The 15,569-nt window shown below is 75.4% G+C and carries 16 protein-coding genes; 4 read left to right on the top strand and 12 right to left on the bottom strand.

Annotation, left to right across the window (positions count from 1 at the left end; translation table 11 throughout):
- Position 1 precedes the first annotated feature (1 nt).
- Positions 2-1,015 carry an iron chelate uptake ABC transporter family permease subunit gene (locus tag PGN05_RS09370; RefSeq protein WP_419752263.1) on the top strand — a complete coding sequence of 338 codons (1,014 nt, stop codon included), beginning with the start codon at positions 2-4 and terminating at the stop codon, positions 1,013-1,015.
- Positions 1,012-1,425, top strand: a complete 414-nt coding sequence (locus tag PGN05_RS09375; protein WP_419752264.1) for a Fur family transcriptional regulator — start codon at positions 1,012-1,014, stop codon at positions 1,423-1,425. Before PGN05_RS09370 ends, PGN05_RS09375 begins: the two co-directional genes overlap by 4 nt.
- A gap of 3 nt (positions 1,426-1,428) precedes the next feature.
- On the opposite strand, the gene PGN05_RS09380 is transcribed toward PGN05_RS09375, so the two are convergent.
- Entirely contained in the window at positions 1,429-1,869 is a 441-nt protein-coding gene (locus tag PGN05_RS09380; protein WP_419752265.1) for a MarR family winged helix-turn-helix transcriptional regulator, read from the bottom strand.
- Between the two features lie 69 nt (positions 1,870-1,938).
- Here PGN05_RS09380 and PGN05_RS09385 point away from each other — a divergent pair, with 69 nt between their 5' ends.
- Both PGN05_RS09385 and PGN05_RS09390 read left to right on the top strand, forming a co-directional pair.
- Positions 1,939-2,595: a maleylpyruvate isomerase family mycothiol-dependent enzyme gene (locus PGN05_RS09385; RefSeq protein ID WP_419752266.1), complete on the top strand. Its 657-nt coding sequence runs from the start codon at positions 1,939-1,941 to the stop codon at positions 2,593-2,595.
- Complete coding sequence (locus tag PGN05_RS09390) at positions 2,592-2,900, top strand: hypothetical protein (RefSeq protein ID WP_419752267.1); 309 nt, start codon at positions 2,592-2,594, stop codon at positions 2,898-2,900. The genes PGN05_RS09385 and PGN05_RS09390 overlap by 4 nt, the downstream gene beginning before the upstream one ends.
- Positions 2,901-2,924: 24 nt before the next feature.
- On the opposite strand, the gene def is transcribed toward PGN05_RS09390, so the two are convergent.
- The 11 genes from def to PGN05_RS09445 form a co-directional block, all read right to left on the bottom strand.
- Positions 2,925-3,410 (bottom strand): peptide deformylase, encoded by a 486-nt coding sequence (gene def, locus PGN05_RS09395; protein WP_419752268.1) that lies wholly within the window; start codon positions 3,408-3,410, stop codon positions 2,925-2,927.
- Between the two features lie 13 nt (positions 3,411-3,423).
- On the bottom strand, positions 3,424-4,560 hold the full coding sequence (gene proB, locus PGN05_RS09400) for a glutamate 5-kinase (protein ID WP_419752269.1): 1,137 nt from the start codon (positions 4,558-4,560) through the stop codon (positions 3,424-3,426).
- The gene (obgE, locus tag PGN05_RS09405) at positions 4,557-6,056 is read right to left on the bottom strand and encodes a GTPase ObgE (protein WP_419752270.1); all 1,500 of its coding nucleotides are present in this window, start codon (positions 6,054-6,056) and stop codon (positions 4,557-4,559) included. The genes proB and obgE overlap by 4 nt, the downstream gene beginning before the upstream one ends.
- Before the next feature lie 132 nt (positions 6,057-6,188).
- Positions 6,189-6,446, bottom strand: a complete 258-nt coding sequence (rpmA, locus tag PGN05_RS09410; protein ID WP_135095116.1) for a 50S ribosomal protein L27 — start codon at positions 6,444-6,446, stop codon at positions 6,189-6,191.
- A 7-nt stretch (positions 6,447-6,453) separates the two neighbouring features.
- On the bottom strand, positions 6,454-6,765 hold the full coding sequence (rplU, locus tag PGN05_RS09415) for a 50S ribosomal protein L21 (RefSeq protein ID WP_419752271.1): 312 nt from the start codon (positions 6,763-6,765) through the stop codon (positions 6,454-6,456).
- 186 nt (positions 6,766-6,951) lie between these two features.
- Positions 6,952-10,209, bottom strand: coding sequence for an Rne/Rng family ribonuclease (locus tag PGN05_RS09420; RefSeq protein ID WP_419752272.1), 3,258 nt, complete (start codon positions 10,207-10,209; stop codon positions 6,952-6,954).
- Positions 10,210-10,471: 262 nt separating this feature from the next.
- Entirely contained in the window at positions 10,472-11,239 is a 768-nt protein-coding gene (locus PGN05_RS09425) for a TIGR03936 family radical SAM-associated protein (RefSeq protein WP_419752273.1), read from the bottom strand.
- Positions 11,239-13,167 carry a TIGR03960 family B12-binding radical SAM protein gene (locus PGN05_RS09430; protein WP_419752274.1) on the bottom strand — a complete coding sequence of 643 codons (1,929 nt, stop codon included), beginning with the start codon at positions 13,165-13,167 and terminating at the stop codon, positions 11,239-11,241. The genes PGN05_RS09425 and PGN05_RS09430 overlap by 1 nt, the downstream gene beginning before the upstream one ends.
- Before the next feature lie 129 nt (positions 13,168-13,296).
- Entirely contained in the window at positions 13,297-13,719 is a 423-nt protein-coding gene (gene ndk, locus PGN05_RS09435) for a nucleoside-diphosphate kinase (RefSeq protein ID WP_419752275.1), read from the bottom strand.
- A gap of 11 nt (positions 13,720-13,730) precedes the next feature.
- Positions 13,731-14,120, bottom strand: a complete 390-nt coding sequence (locus PGN05_RS09440) for a DUF4233 domain-containing protein (protein ID WP_419752276.1) — start codon at positions 14,118-14,120, stop codon at positions 13,731-13,733.
- A gap of 73 nt (positions 14,121-14,193) precedes the next feature.
- Positions 14,194-15,549 carry a bifunctional folylpolyglutamate synthase/dihydrofolate synthase gene (locus tag PGN05_RS09445; RefSeq protein ID WP_419752277.1) on the bottom strand — a complete coding sequence of 452 codons (1,356 nt, stop codon included), beginning with the start codon at positions 15,547-15,549 and terminating at the stop codon, positions 14,194-14,196.
- Between the last annotated feature and the right edge of the window lie 20 nt (positions 15,550-15,569).

The raw sequence follows: 15,569 nt of genomic DNA on the forward strand, positions 1-15,569 counted from the left end.
GGTGGAGATCCTCGAGTACGGCTTCATGCAGCGGGCGCTGCTGGCCTCCCTGATGGTGGGCCTGGTCGCGCCCGCGGTCGGCGTCTTCCTCGTGCAGCGCCGACTCGCCCTGCTGGGCGACGGCCTGGGCCACGTCGCGCTGACCGGCGTGGCGATCGGCGTCCTCACCTCGACCGCACCGGTCGGCACGGCGCTGGTGGCCGCGGTCCTCGGCGCCGTCCTCATCGAGCTGGTCCGGGCCCGCGGGCGCACCAGCGGGGACGTCGCGCTCGCCGTGCTGTTCTACGGCGGCATCGCCGGTGGCGTGGTGCTGCTGAGCCTGGCGCCCCGCGGCCAGGCGACCGACCTCGAGGCCTACCTGTTCGGGGCCATCACCACGACCAGCACCGCGGACGTCGCCGTCTTCGCCGCCATCACCGTCGTCGTCCTCGCCGTGGTCTGGCTGCTGGGCCAGCGGCTGTACGCGGTCAGCGACGACGAGGAGTACGCCCGCGCGGTGGGCCTGCCGGTGCTGGCGCTCAACATGGTGCTGGCCGCGCTGGTCGCCTCGACGGTCGTGCTGTCGATGCGGGTCGTGGGCCTGCTCCTGATCAGCGCGCTGATGATCGTGCCGAGCGCGGTCGCGCAGCTGCTCGGCCGCAGCTTCCGGCAGACGGTGTACCTCGCCTGCGGCATCGGCCTCGTGGTGAGCGTGGCGGGGACGAGCACCTCCTACTACACCGGCACGCCGTCGGGCGGCACCATCGTGCTGCTGGCGATCGCGCTGTTCCTCGCGGTCTCCGCGCTGGTCGCCGTCCGCGAGGCCACCGCGCGGCGCCGGCACCAGCGGCGGGGCGAGGTGCACGCCGCCCACCCGCACGAGCACGGCGAGGGCTGCGGGCACCCGGCGGTGCCGCACGGCGACCACGTCGACTACGACCACGACGGGCACCTGCACGCCGCGCACCGCACGGGCACCGGGGTCCACTACGACGAGCACGGCGAGCCCGCGGCCCGGACGGGGAGCCGGCCGTGACCCGCCCGGAGCCGGCGGAGACGCCGCGCCGGCAGACCCGCCAGCGCAGCGCCGTCCTCGCGCTGCTGGAGGAGCAGGACGGCTTCCGCACCGCCCAGGACCTGCACGCCCTGCTCCGCGAGCGGAGCGAGTCGGTGGGCCTGGCGACGGTCTACCGGGCGCTGCAGGCCCTGGTGGACGACGGCCTGGTCGACGTCCTCCGCAGCACCGACGGCGAGGCGTCCTACCGGCGCTGCTCGGCGGTGCACCACCACCACCTGGTCTGCCGCTCGTGCGGGCGCACGGTGGAGGTGGCCGACCCGCCGGTCGAACGGTGGGCCGCCCGCGTCGCGGCCGAGCACGGCTTCGCCGAGGTCCAGCACCAGGTGGAGGTCTTCGGGACCTGCCCCGCCTGCACCGCCGCCGGCTGACCGTCAGCGGAACGGGTCGGTGATCTCGCGCAGCCGCTCCAGCGCCGCCCGCAGCTGGGCGGTGGCCCGCTCCCCGAGGTGGGCGGCCCACTCGGCCTCGACCTCGGCCTCCACCCGGCGGGCCACCTGCACGACCGCGGTGCCGCGCTCGGCCACCTGCACCAGCCGCGCCCGCCCGTCGGTCGGGTCGGGCACGCGGCGGACGTAGCCGGCCCGCTCCAGCTGGTCGACGAGGTGACCGGCGGTCTGCTTGGTCACCAGCGCCTGCTCGGCGAGGTCGGTCAGCCGCGTGCCGTCCGGGCCGATCCGCGCCGCGATGCGCCCCTGGGCGACGGTGATGTCGTCGAACCCGGCGGCGGCCAGGGCGGCCAGGACCCGGCTCTCCATCGCCCGGTGCGGGTAGAAGCACAGCAGCCCCAGGTTCTGGTGCCCGTCCGGTTCCACGCGACCCCTTGACGTTGGTCAGACGTTCTGACGAAAATGGTCAGAGCATCGTACCAATGGGGAGGCCCCGTGGACGTCGACGAGGTGTGGCGGACCATCGACACGGAGCGCGCCGGCCTGGCCGACCTGCTCGAGGACCTCTCCCCCGCCGAGTGGGAGACGCCGTCCCTGTGCGGCGCCTGGCGGGTCGGGGACGTCGCCACCCACCTCACCCATGCGCACATGGGGCTCCGGGACGCGCTCGGCGCCGCACTCCGGGCACGGGGCAGCTTCGACCGGATGATCCGGGACGCCGCGCTGGGCGCACCGCTGCCGCCGGCCGAGTGCGCCCGTCGGCTGCGCGCGATGGTGGGCTCGCGCCGCACGGCACCGTTCCTCACGCCGATGGAGCCGCTCATCGACGTCCTCGTGCACGGCCAGGACATCACGATCCCGCTGGGCCGGACCCGGCCGGTGCCGCCCGCCGCGGCCGCCGCGGCCGCGACGCGGGTCTGGGAGACGAGCTTCCCCTTCTGGGCCCGGCGCCGGCTGCGGGGCCTGCGGCTGACCGCGACCGACGCCGACTGGTCGGTGGGCGAGGGCGCACCCGTGGAGGGCCCGGTCGCCGCGCTCCTGCTGCTGGTCACCGGCCGCGACGCCGGGCTGGACCAGTTGACCGGCGACGGCGCGGACCAGCTCGCGGCGGCACGCGGCCGCCGCGACGGGCAGGCGAGGAGGACGCCATGACGTGGGGCGTGGTCATCGACGTGCCGGCACCGGTGGAGGTCTACGACGCCGTCCACGCCGCGCTGCTGGAACGGACCGGCGGAGCCGTCGACGGCCTGCTGGTGCACGTGGCCCGGGCGACCGCGGCCGGCTTCTCGGTGCTGGAGGTCTGGGAGTCCCGGGAGGCGGCCGAGCACTACGAGCGCGAGGTGGTCGGCCCCCTGGTGGCCGGGGTCCCCGGCGGTCCGCCGCCGGCCGGCGCGGGCGGTCGCACCGAGTTCGAGGTCCGCGGGCTGGTGCTGCCGCGGGCCGGCGTCGCGGTCTGAGCGGCCGCCGTCCGAGCCGACGCCTCAGACCCGCTCGCGCAGGGCTCGCAGGGCTGCCTTGCGCGCCTCACCGGCCAGCCGGTCGAGGAAGACCCGGCCGTCGAGGTGGTCGACCTCGTGCTGCAGCGCGCGGCCCATCAGCCCCGTGCCGGCCAGCCGGCGGGGCTCCCCGTGGACGTCGAAGCCCTCCACCACCGCGGACATCGCCCGCACCGTGGGCGCCCAGATGCCGGGGATGGACAGGCAGCCCTCGTCGCCGTCCTGAGTGTCGGCGGACAGCTCGACGATCCGCGGGTTGACCAGGGACTGGATGACGCCGTCGATGTTGAGCGCGAACACCCGCGCGCTGACGCCGATCTGCGGCGCGGCCAGCCCGGCCCGGCCGGGGTGGTCGACGGTCTCCTCCAGGTCGCGGACCAGCGCGGCCAGCTCCCGGTCGAAGGCGCGCACCTCGTCGGCCGGGGTGCGCAGGACCGGGTCTCCCAGCTCGCGGATCGATCGGATCGTCACGCCGAGCAGTCTCTCAGCCGCGCGCGGCCGCCCCAACGGGCCGGGGGCCGACCAGGACCATCTCGTCGCGGTGCACGACCTCGCGGCGGTACTCGGGGTCCAGCTCGGTGCTCTTGCGCCCGAACAGCGCCGGCAGCTCCCGCGCGTCGTAGGCGACCAGCCCTCGGGCCACGACCACGCCGTCCGGGCCGACCAGCTCGACCGGGTCGTCGGCGAGGAAGTCACCGGTGGCCCCGGTGATGCCGGCGGCCAGCAGCGAGGCGTTGCGCTCGCGCACCGCCCGCACCGCGCCCGCGTCGAGCAGCAGGCGCCCCCGCGGGCGGCTGGCGTAGCGCAGCCAGAACTGGCGGGCGCCGGGACGTCGTCCGGCGACGGCGAACAGGGTCCCCGCCCGCTCCCCGGCCAGGGCCGCCGCGGCCTGCGCGGTGGAGGTGACCACGACCGGCACGCCGGCGTGCGCGGCGATCATCGCCGCCTCCACCTTGGTGGCCATGCCGCCGGTCCCCACGCCGTTGCGGCGGGCCGAGCCCAGGGTGACCGCGGCGAGGTCGGCCGGCCCGCGGACGGTGTCGATCAGCTGCGCCGGCCCCGACCGCGGGTCGCCGTCGTACACGCCGTCGACGTCGGAGAGCAGCAGCAGCGCGTCGGCCTGGGCCACGTGGGCGACCAGCGCCGCCAGCCGGTCGTTGTCGCCGAAGCGGATCTCCTCGGTGGCCACGGTGTCGTTCTCGTTGACGATCGGCAGCACGCCGAGGGAGAGCAGCCGCTCCACGGTGCGGTGGGCGTTGCGGTAGTGGCTGCGCCGGGTGAGGTCGTCGGCGGTGAGCAGCACCTGCCCCACCGTCACGCCGTGGCCGGCGAACGCGTCGGCGTAGGTCTGCACGAGCCGCAGCTGCCCGACGCTGGCCGCAGCCTGGGCGGTGGCGAGGTCGCGCGGCCGGCCGTCGATGCCGAGCGGGGCCAGCCCGGCGGCGATCGCGCCGGAGGAGACCAGCACCACCTCCCGCCCCTGCGCCCGTGCCGCCCCGAGGACGTCGACCAGCGCGGTCAGCCGGGCGGCGTCCAGGCCACCGGGGAGGGTGGTCAGGGAGGAGGACCCGACCTTGACCACGACGCGGCGGGCGCCGGCGATCTCCGGGCGGACGGTCACGGCTGGTCCTGCCCGTCCTCCGGGATGTCCTCGTCGGTCCAGGTCTCGGTCAGCTCGTAGGGCACCCGGCGGGCCTTCTTGGCGGCCAGCCGCTCCTCGGCCCGCACCCGGTGCGGAGCGTCGATGCGCGCGTCGGTGCCGCGACCGCCGAGGCCGGCGGTCTCCTCGACGGTGAGCGTGCCGGCCGGCAGGGTCGGCACCCAGTCGAAGGTGACGTCGCCGATGGTGACCGCGTCGCCCGGGCGGGCGCCGGCCTTGGCCAGCTGCTCCTCGACGCCGAGCCGGTTGAGCCGGTCGGCGAGGAAGCCGACGGCCTCGTCGTTGGTGAAGTCGGTCTGGCGCACCCAGCGCTCGGGCTTGACGCCGCGGACGACGAACGCCCGCTCGTCGTCCCCGCCCTCGCCGGCCGGGTCGCGCTCGACGGTGAAGCCGCTGTCGTCGACCGCCCGCGGGGTCAGCGTGATGCGGACCGGCTCGACCTCGGGCAGCGCCGCGCGGTGCTCCTCCACCGCGGCGGCCAGCGCGAAGCCCAGCTCGCGCAGCCCCTCCCCCGTCGCCGCGCTCACCGGGAAGACCTGCAGCCCGCGCTCCTCCAGAGTCGCCCGGACCAGGTCGACCAGGTCGCGGCCGTCCGGGACGTCGATCTTGTTGAGGACGGCCATCCCCAGCCGGCCCACCAGGTCCTCGCGGTACTCGGCGAGCTCGTGCTGGAGCGCCTCGATGTCGCTCTCGGGGTCCCGGCCGGGCTCCATCGTCGCCATGTCGACCACGTGCACCAGGACCGCGCAGCGCTCGATGTGGCGGAGGAACTCCAGCCCGAGGCCCTTGCCCTCGGAGGCGCCCGGGATCAGGCCCGGGACGTCGGCCATCGTGAAGGAGACGTCGCCGGAGCGGACCACGCCGAGGTTGGGCACCAGCGTGGTGAACGGGTAGTCGGCGATCTTGGGCCGCGCGGCGGACATGGCCGCGATCAGCGAGGACTTGCCGGCCGAGGGGAACCCGACCAGGCCGACGTCGGCGATGCTCTTCAGCTCGATGACGGCGTCCAGCGCCTCACCCGGCTCGCCCAGCAGCGCGAAGCCGGGCGCCTTGCGGCGGGTGTTGGCCAGCGCGGCGTTGCCGAGCCCGCCCTTGCCACCGGCGGCCAGGACGACGCGGGTGCCGGCGCCCACGAGGTCGGCGATGACCCGGCCGTCGGGGGTGCTGACGACGGTGCCGGCGGGAACGCGCAGCACGCGGTCCTCACCCCGGGCACCGTGCCGGTTGCTGCCCTCGCCCGGGCGGCCGTTGCCGGCCTTCTGGTGCGGGCGGTGGTGGAAGTCCAGCAGGGTGTGCACGCTGGGGTCGACCTCGAGGACGACGTCCCCGCCGTTGCCGCCGTTGCCGCCGTCGGGACCCCCGAGGGGCTTGAACTTCTCGCGGTGGATCGAGGCGACACCGTGACCGCCGTTGCCGGCGGCGACGTGCACGACCACGCGGTCGACGAATGCGGCCATGTCAGTTCTCAGTCCTCAGATGCCACGAGCGCACGGGCCGGCGGCCCGTGCGCTCGTCGCTGTGGATGTGCTGTGGCCCCCTGCAGGGACCCGCCGCGAGCTAGCGAGTGGCGGGGGGCAGGGGGTCCTTCATCAGGCCTCGACGGCGGAGATGGAGACGGTCTTGCGACCGCGCCGGGTGCCGAAGGTGACCGCACCGGGCTCGAGCGCGAACAGCGTGTCGTCGCCGCCGCGGCCGACGCCCAGGCCCGGGTGGAAGTGGGTACCGCGCTGGCGCACGATGATCTCCCCGGCCTTCACGACCTGGCCGCCGAAGCGCTTGACGCCCAGGCGCTGCGCGTTCGAGTCGCGGCCGTTGCGGGAGGACGAGGCGCCCTTCTTGTGTGCCATGTCGGCGTCAGCCCTTCGTGATGTCGCGGACCACGACGTCGGTGAGGGGCTGACGGTGCCCCTGACGCTTGTGGTAGCCGGTCTTGTTCTTGAACTTGTGGATGCGGATCTTCGGGCCCTTGCCGTGGCCGACGATCTCGCCGGTGACGGTCACGCCCGCCAGCGTCTGCGCGTCGCTGGTGACGGTGTCGCCGTCGACCAGGAGCAGGGCCGGGAGGGTGACGGAGTCGCCCGCCTCACCCACGAGACGGTTGACCGTGAACCGGTCGCCCACGGCCACCTTGTGCTGCCGGCCACCGGCCTTCACGACTGCGTACACCACTGAACTCCTCGATCGCTTCTCGCTGTCCTGCGTGCACCCCGGCGTCGGGCGCCGGGTGCTGGACGGGCTGCCCGCCTGCCAGGGGACACCGAGCGGTGCCCGGCCCGTGGCGGTGCAACCCGACCAGCGTACCCGAGCGGACGGGACGGGGTCGAACCGGCCGGAGGACCCCGCCCGGGGCCGTCAGGAGGCCGGCGGCCCGGCCGGACGGCTGGCGGACCGGCGCCGACGGGGGCGGGTGACCGGCGCCACGACGGCACCGGCGTCCGCGGCGGCCGGGTCGGCCGGGTCGGCCGCCTCGTCCTCGTCGGCCGGCGCGTCCACCGGACCCGGGTCGTCGGGGCCGGCGCCGGCGGGGACGTCCTCGTCCTCCACCGACGGGGCCCGGCGCACCGGCTCCAGCGGCGGGACGACGGTCACCGACGACTCGATCGGCGCCGGCGCGGCGGCCACCACCGGCTCGGCCGGGGTCCGCTCGACCGGCGTCGGCTCGGCCGCGACGGGCTCGGCGGCAACCGGCTCGACCGGGGTCGGCTCCCCGGCCGGGGTCGCCTCGACGGCGACGGGTTCCGCGGCAACCGGCTCGGCGGCAACCGGCTCGGCCGCGACGGTCTCGGCGGCAACCGGCTCGGCCGCGACCGGCGCGGAGGCCACGTCGGGGGTGACCGCGTCGGGCTGGTCGAGCTCGGCGTCGGCGACCGCGACCCCGTCCGGCAGGGCACCACCGGTGGCGGGGCCCTCCGGCACGGCGTCGTCGAGCACGCCGGCCAGCACGGCGGCGTCCTCGGCGGCCCGCTCCTCGCCGGCCTGGCCGCGGTTGCGCCGGCCGCGGTTGCGACGTCCGCCGGAGCGCCCGCTCTCGCCCTCGGCGTCCGCACCGCCCGGGGTGGGCTCCTCGGTCGCCACCGGCGCGCTCGGCTGCGGCTCGGCCTCCTGCTGCTGCCCGTTGTCCCGGCCCCGGTCGCGCCCCTGCTCGCGGCGGCCGTTGCCGCCGGAGCCGCCCGCCCCCGAACCGCCGCTGCCCGAGCCGCCCGCGCCGTTGCCGCCGCCGCTGCGGCGCCGCTCGTCGACCGGGTCGGTGTTCACGAGGACCCCGCGGCCGCGGCAGTGCTCGCACGGCTCGGAGAAGACCTCCAGCAGGCCCTGGCCGACCCGCTTGCGGGTCATCTGCACCAGCCCCAGCGACGTCACCTCGGCGACCTGGTGCTTGGTGCGGTCCCGGCCCAGGCACTCGGTGAGCCGCCGCAGCACGAGGTCGCGGTTGCTCTCCAGCACCATGTCGATGAAGTCGATGACGATGATGCCGCCGATGTCGCGCAACCGGAGCTGGCGGACGATCTCCTCGGCCGCCTCCATGTTGTTGCGGGTCACCGTCTGCTCGAGGTTGCCGCCGGAGCCGGTGAACTTGCCGGTGTTGACGTCGACGACGGTCATCGCCTCGGTGCGGTCGATGACCAGCGAGCCGCCCGAGGGCAGCCACACCTTGCGGTCGAGCGCCTTGGCCAGCTGCTCGTCGATCCGCAGGTCGCGGAAGACGTCGCCCTCGCCGGTGAAGCGGGTCAGCCGGCCGGTGAGCTCCGGCGACACGTGGGCGACGTAGGCCTCGACGGTGTCCCAGGCGTCGTCGCCCTGGACGACGAGCTCCTTGAAGTCCTCGTTGAAGACGTCGCGGATGACCCGGATGGCGAGGTCCGGCTCGCCGTAGAGCAGCGACGGCGCGCTCGAGGAGGTCTCGGCCTTCTTCTGGATGACGTCCCACTGCGCCTGCAGGCGGGCGACGTCGCGGGTCAGCTCCTCCTCCGACGCGCCCTCGGCGGCGGTGCGGATGATCACGCCGGCGTCCTCGGGGACGATCTTCTTGAGGATGTCCTTGAGCCGCTGCCGCTCGGTGTCGGGCAGCTTGCGGCTGATGCCGGTCATGGAGCCGCCCGGCACGTAGACGAGGAACCGCCCCGGCAGGTTGATCTGCTGGGTGAGGCGGGCGCCCTTGTGGCCGATCGGGTCCTTGGTGACCTGCACCAGGACCTTGTCGCCGGACTTCATCGCCGTCTCGATGGAGCGCTGCTTGCCCGAGAGCCCGGCGGCGTCCCAGTTGACCTCACCGGCGTACAGGACGGCGTTGCGGCCCTTGCCGATGTCGACGAACGCCGCCTCCATGCTGGGCAGCACGTTCTGCACGCGGCCGAGGTAGACGTTGCCGGCGAAGGACGTCGCCTGCGCCTGGGTCACGTAGTGCTCGACCAGCACGTCGTCCTCGAGGACGGCGATCTGCGTGCGCTCGCCCCGCTGGCGGATGACCATCGCCCGGTCCACCGACTCGCGGCGGGCGAGGAACTCGGCCTCGGTGAGGATCGGCGCGCGCCGCCGCCCGGTGTCCCGGCCGTCCCGGCGGCGCTGCCGCTTGGCCTCCAGCCGGGTGGAGCCGGCGACGCCGCGGACGTCGTCGTCGCTGGTGGTGCGGCCGTTGCGGCCGGCCCGCTCCGGGCGGTCGTCGTCGGCCTCGGCGACCGCGGCGTCGCCGCCGTCGCTGCTGCCCCGGCGGGGCCGCCGGCGACCGCGGGGGGTGCTGGAGGCGCCCTCGTCCTCGCCGCCGGCCGCCGCGTCCTCGGCGGTGTCGGTGTCCTCGTCGTCCTCGTCGGCGTCGGCGCGGTCCTCGGCACCGTCCTCGACGGCCGTCTCGTCCGCCGGCTCGTCGTCGTCCTCGTTCTCGGCGGTGTCCTCACCGCTGCGGCCCCGGCCCCGGCCGCGGCGGCCGCGGCGGCGACGGCGGCTGCCGGCCGCGCCCTCGTCGCGGTCCTCGGCCTCCTCGGCCTCCTCGGCCGTCTCGTCGGCGGGCTCGTCCTCGTCGCCGGCCTCGCCGTCGCCGACCACGGGACCGTCACCGGCTCCGGGACCGTCCTCGGCCGCGCCCCGGCGGCGCGAGCGGCTGCGGCGGGTGCGTGGCGCCGGCGCCTCGTCGTCGAGGTCCTCGGCCGGCTCGGTGTCCGGCTCCTCGGCGACGGGGGACTCGGCCGCCGCCCGGCGGCTGCGCCGGCGCGGGGCGGGCGGCGCCTCGGGCTCGGCGGGGGCCACGAAGCTGACGAAGGCCGGGAGGGCCGGGGCCACGGGCGGGGGCGCCACGTAGGACCCGGGGTCGGCCGCGCCCGCCGGGCGGGTCGCCCGCCGGCGGGGCCGGGCGATGACCGCCGTGGGCTCGGGGGAGCTGAACTGGGCGCCGAACGGGGAGACGGGGGCGTCCTCGTGCTCCGGGTCCTCGGGGACGTCCTCGGGCGCCTCGTCCTCCCGCGCCTGGTCCTCCCCGCTCTCGGCCGCCTCGGCCTCCAGGTCCTCCTGGACGTCCTCGGGCTGGACCGCCGGGTCCGGGAACCCGGGCGGGGGGTGCTCCTCCAGCACCGGCGTGGTGCCGTCGGCGGGGGTGGTCTCGTCGATCTGGTCGGCCACGAGGGCTCGCCTCCTGTGCGGTGCTCCCGGGCGCCGATCCAGCCGGACTGGCGACCGCGCAGGAGCACGGGTTGGGCGGATCGGGCGGCCGCGCCGGGTTTCGGCGGCAGTGCCCGACTCGCGAAGTCTGTGGGCCGGCCTCCGCGCGGCGGTTGCCGCGGCCGGGAGCCGGGTGGTGCAGGTCTTCGGTGGTGCGAGATCTCGGGGTGCGTCGCGTCTGGCAGCCGCGCCGCTCGACGCCGCGGGGCACCCGCCCCACCGATCAGACCGCCGCGTGCTCCCCCTGGCAGCGGGTGCGCGCCGCACGGTCGGGACCGAGCGGGTCGATGACGCCCCCGCTGTCGTCGAGCCGGCCCTGCGCCTCACGCACGGCCCGAGGGGGCGACGGCGGGCGCAGGTCGGCGACGGCAGCCAGGGCGGCCACCACGTCGTCGGGTCGAACGGCGGGCGTCACCTGCCGGACGACCATGGTCAGTATGGCACAACCTGCTGTGCCCGCCGCCGCAGCCGAGACCACCGGGTCCCGCGCGTCGACGTCCCGCAGGCCGTTCTTGGTGCGCTTGGCGACGGTCACCTCGTCCCTGGCCAGGAAGGCCGCGACGGCCGCCGCGAGTTCGCCGGGCTCGACCCCCGGGAACTCGACCCGCCACACCGTGGCGTCGATGCGGTCGGCCAGCGAGCCGCCGCCCTCGGCGGCCTCGACGCACTCCAGGACGTCGACGCCGGCGGGCAGCGACTCGTCGAGCGCGGCGCGCACCGCCTCCGGGTCGCAGCGCTCCGCCAGTCCGATCTCGAGGTACTCGGCCTCGCTGGCCGCACCGGTGGGCGCCGCCCCCACGTAGGAGATCTTCGGGTGCGGGCTGAACCCGGCCGAGAACGCCATCGGCACCCGGGCGCGGCGCAGCGCGCGCTCCAGGGCGCGGGCCAGGTCGCGGTGCGAGGCGAAGCGCAGCGGGCCGCGCTTGGCGTAGCGGAGCCGCAGCCGCTGGACGGTCGGTGGCGGGGGCGGCCCCTCGGGCTGGCGGGCCATCAGCGGCCGACGACGGTCAGCGGCAGCAGGCTGCGCCCGGTGGGGCCGATCTGGATCTCGGTGCCGTTGGTCGGGCAGACGCCGCAGTCGTAGCAGGGGGTCCACCGGCAGTCGGCGACCTCCTCCTCGGACAGCGCCTCCTGCCAGTCGTCCCACAGCCACTCCTTGTCCAGCCCGGAGTCCAGGTGGTCCCAGGGCAGGACCTCGTCCTGGGTGCGCTCGCGGGTGGTGAACCAGTCGAGGTCCACCCCGAGCGGCGCCAGCTCCGCGGCGGCCGCGGCGACCCAGCGGTCGTAGGAGAAGTGCTCGCTCCAGCCGTCGAACCGGCCGCCGTCGCGCCACACCCGTTCGATGACCCGGCCGACGCGGCGGTCGCCGCGCGACAGCAGGCCCTCGATCACGCCGGGCTTGCCGTCGTGGTAGCGCAGGCCGATGGAGCGGCCGATCCGGCGGTCGGCGTTGATGGCCTGCCGCAGCACCCGCAGCCGGGAGTCGATCGTCTCGGCGCTGGCCTGGCCGGCCCACTGGAACGGCGTGTGCGGCTTGGGCACGAACCCGCCGATGGAGACGGTGCAGCGGATGTCCTTGCGGCCGCTGGCCTCCCGGCCGGCGCGGATCACCTCCACCGCCAGGTCGGCGATCTCCAGCACGTCCTGGTCGGTCTCGGTCGGCAGACCGCACATGAAGTAGAGCTTCACCTGCTGCCAGCCGTTGGCGTAGGCGGTGGTGACGGTGCGGACCAGGTCCTCCTTGGACACCGTCTTGTTGATCACCCGGCGGATCCGCTCGCTGCCGCCCTCGGGGGCGAAGGTGAGCCCGGAACGCCGGCCGTTGCGGGACAGCTCGTTGGCCAGGGTGACGTTGAAGGCGTCGACCCGCGTGGAGGGCAGGGACAGGCCGGTGTTGGTGCCCTGGTAGCGGTCGGCGAGCTCGGTGGCCAGCTGGCCGATCTCGGAGTGGTCGGCGCTGGACAGCGACAGCAGGCCGACCTCCTCGTAGCCGGTCGCGCGCAGCCCCTGGTCGACCATCGAGCCGATGCCGGTGATGGTCCGCTCGCGCACCGGGCGGGTGATCATCCCGGCCTGGCAGAACCGGCAGCCTCGGGTGCAGCCCCGGAAGATCTCCACGCTCATGCGCTCGTGGACGCTCTCGGCCAGCGGCACCAGCGGCGTCTTCGGGTAGGGCCACTCGTCGAGGTCCATGACGGTGCGCTTGCCGACCCGCGCCGGGACGTCGTCCCGCGTCCGGGTCACCGCCGCGATGGCGCCGTCCGGGCCGTAGGAGACCGCGTAGAAGCGCGGCACGTAGACGCCGTCCACCCGGGCGAGGCGGGCCAGCAGCTCGACCCGGCCACCGGGCCGACCCTGCTCCTTCCAGGCCCGGACGACGTCGGTGACGTCGCCGACGACCTGCTCCCCGTCCCCGAGGACGGCGCAGTCGACGAAGTCGGCGATCGGCTCGGGGTTGAACGCCGCGTGCCCGCCGGCCACCACCACCGGGTGGCTCTCGTCGCGGTCGGCGGCGTGCACCGGGACGCCGGCGAGGTCGAGCGCCTCGAGCAGGTTGGTGTAGCCCAGCTCGGTGGCGAAGCTGACGCCGAGCACGTCGAAGTCGCCGACCGCCCGGTGGGAGTCGACGGTGAACTGCGGGACGCCGTGCTCGCGCATGAGCCCCGCGAGGTCGGGCCACACCGCGTAGGTGCGCTCGGCGAGGGCGTCGGGCCGCTCGTTGAGCACCTCGTAGAGGATCATGAGGCCCTGGTTGGGCAGCCCCACCTCGTAGGCGTCGGGGTACATCAGCGCCCAGTGGACGGCGACGTCGTCCCACGCCTTGACCTGCGCGTTGAGCTCACCGCCGACGTACTGGATCGGCTTCTGCACCTGCGCGAGGAGCGGTTCGAGACGGGGGTAGAGCGTGGCACCAGTCATGACCCGTCCAGGGTAGCCGCCGCCCCGCGGGCCTCCGAGGGCCCAGCCGCGACGAGATCGCCGATCTCGCACGCTTCCGGGCGCGGATCCGTGCGAGATCGGCGATCTCGGCGGAAAGGGGGGCGGCTCTCAGCCCAGGTCGGGGAAGAACAGCGCGATCTCGCGGGCGGCGGACTCGTCGGAGTCCGAGCCGTGGACGATGTTGTTCTGCACCTCGAGGGCGAAGTCGCCGCGGATGGTGCCGGGCGCGGCCTTCACCGGGTCGGTCGCGCCGGCCAGCGCGCGGAAGGCCTCGACGGCCCGGGGACCCTCGACGACCAGGGCCAGCAGCGGGCCGCCGGTGATGAACTCGACCAGCGAGCCGAAGAAGGGCCTCTCGCGGTGCTCGCCGTAGTGCTCCTCGGCGAGCTCGCGGGTCAGCGTGCGCAGCTCGGCGGCGACCAGGCGCAGGCCCTTGGCCTCCAGGCGCGAGATCACCTCGCCGACCAGGCCGCGGGCGACGCCGTCGGGCTTGACGAGGACGAGGGTGCGGGCGGGGGTGGCTTCAGACACGAGCGCGGAGCCTACGCGGCGGGGTCGCCGCCCTCCCGGGGCGCGGGGTCGTGGAACGGCGAGCCCAGCAGTTCCTTGCGGATCTGGAGCAGGTAGAGCCAGATCAGCACGAAGACACCGGCGACGATCCACATGACGTTGTCGAGCAGGCCGGTGGCCAGCAGCGGCACCTGCAGCGCCGTGCCGATCACCACCCCGTGCGGACGGCGCTGGAGCCCGCCGGCCAGGACGAGCACGATCGCGAGGACCAGCAGCAGGGTCAGCCGGGTCCCGGTCAGGCCATCGCCGCTCTGCGCGATGCCCCGTGGCACGAAGAGGACGGCGATGCCCTCCAGGACCAGGATCGCCGCGGCCGCGCCACCGAGCGCCCGGGCCGCCCGCGGCGGGTCGACGGCGGTCACGACGCCTCCTCGCTGACGCTCGTCGACGCCGTGCCGCGAGGTGCTCTGTCCCTGCGTGACCTCGCAAGCTCGGTCACGACGACCTCCCGCCCAGGATGGTGCGGGCCTCCCCCGCGGTGACCACGCTGCCGGTCACCAGCACGCCCGAGCCACTGAGGGCGTCGTCCGGACCGGCCTCGGCCAGCTCGATCGCCTCGGTCAGGGCCTCCGGCAGCCGCGGCGAGACGCTGACCCGGTCGGCGCCGAAGACGTCGACCGCGAGGGCGCCCAGCTCGTCGGCGGGGATCGCCCGCGGCGAGCTGTTCTGGGTGACGACGAGCTCCGCGCAGACGTCCTCGAGCACGGCGAGCATGCCGCTCACGTCCTTGCCGTGGACCGCCCCGACCACCCCGACCAGCCGGGTGAAGTCGAAGGACTCGCGGATCGCCTCGACGGTCGCCGTCATGCCGGCGGGGTTGTGCGCGGCGTCGACCAGCACGGTGGGGCTGGTGCGCACCCGCTCCAGCCGGCCGGGTGAGCGGACGGCGGCGAACGCGGCGCGCACCGTCTCGACGTCGATCGGCCCGGTGGCCGCCCCGGCGCCCAGGAACGCCTCGACCGCGGCCAGCGCGGTGGCCGCGTTCTGGGCCTGGTGCGCACCGAACAGCGGCAGGAACAGGTCGTCGTACTCGCCGCCCAGGCCCTGCAGCCGCAGCTGCTGCCCGCCGACGGCGACCTTCCGCTCGAGGACGCCGAACTCGGTGCCCTCGCGGGCGACGACGGCCTCCACCTCCACCGCGCGCCGGACCAGCGCGTCGAGCGCGCCGGGCTGCTGGGCGGCCAGCACCGCGATCGAGTCGGGCTTGATGATCCCGGCCTTCTCGCCGGCGATCGTGGGGACGTCGGCCCCGAGGTACTCGGCGTGGTCGAGCGCGACCGGGGTGACGACGGCGACGCGCGCGTCCACGACGTTGGTCGCGTCCCAGGTGCCGCCCATCCCGACCTCGATCACCGCGACGTCCACCGGGGCCTCGGCGAACGTCGCGTAGGCCATGCCGACCATGACCTCGAAGAAGCTCATCGGGGTGTCGCCGGCGCCGTCGACCATCTGCACGTAGGGCGCGATGTCGGCGTGGGTCTCCACGAACCGCTCCGCGCTGACCGGCTCGCCGTCGAGCACGATCCGCTCCCGCACCGACTGCAGGTGCGGGCTGGTGAACCGGCCCACCCGCAGCCCGAAGCCGCGCAGCAGTTCGTCCACCATCCGCGCCGTCGTCGTCTTGCCGTTCGTGCCGGCGACCTGCACGACGGGGTACGCCCGGTGTGGGGCACCCAGCAGGTCGACGAGGGCGGAGATGCGGCTCAACGACGGCTGGGGACGGCTCTCCGGCCAGCGCGCGAGCAGCTCCTCTTCCACCCGGGCGAGGTCACCGGTGCTGCTGCTGCTCATCCTCCCCAGGATGCCAGTCG

It is taken from the genome of Geodermatophilus sp. CPCC 206100, from assembly GCF_048569675.1.
GTDB lineage: Bacteria > Actinomycetota > Actinomycetes > Mycobacteriales > Geodermatophilaceae > Geodermatophilus.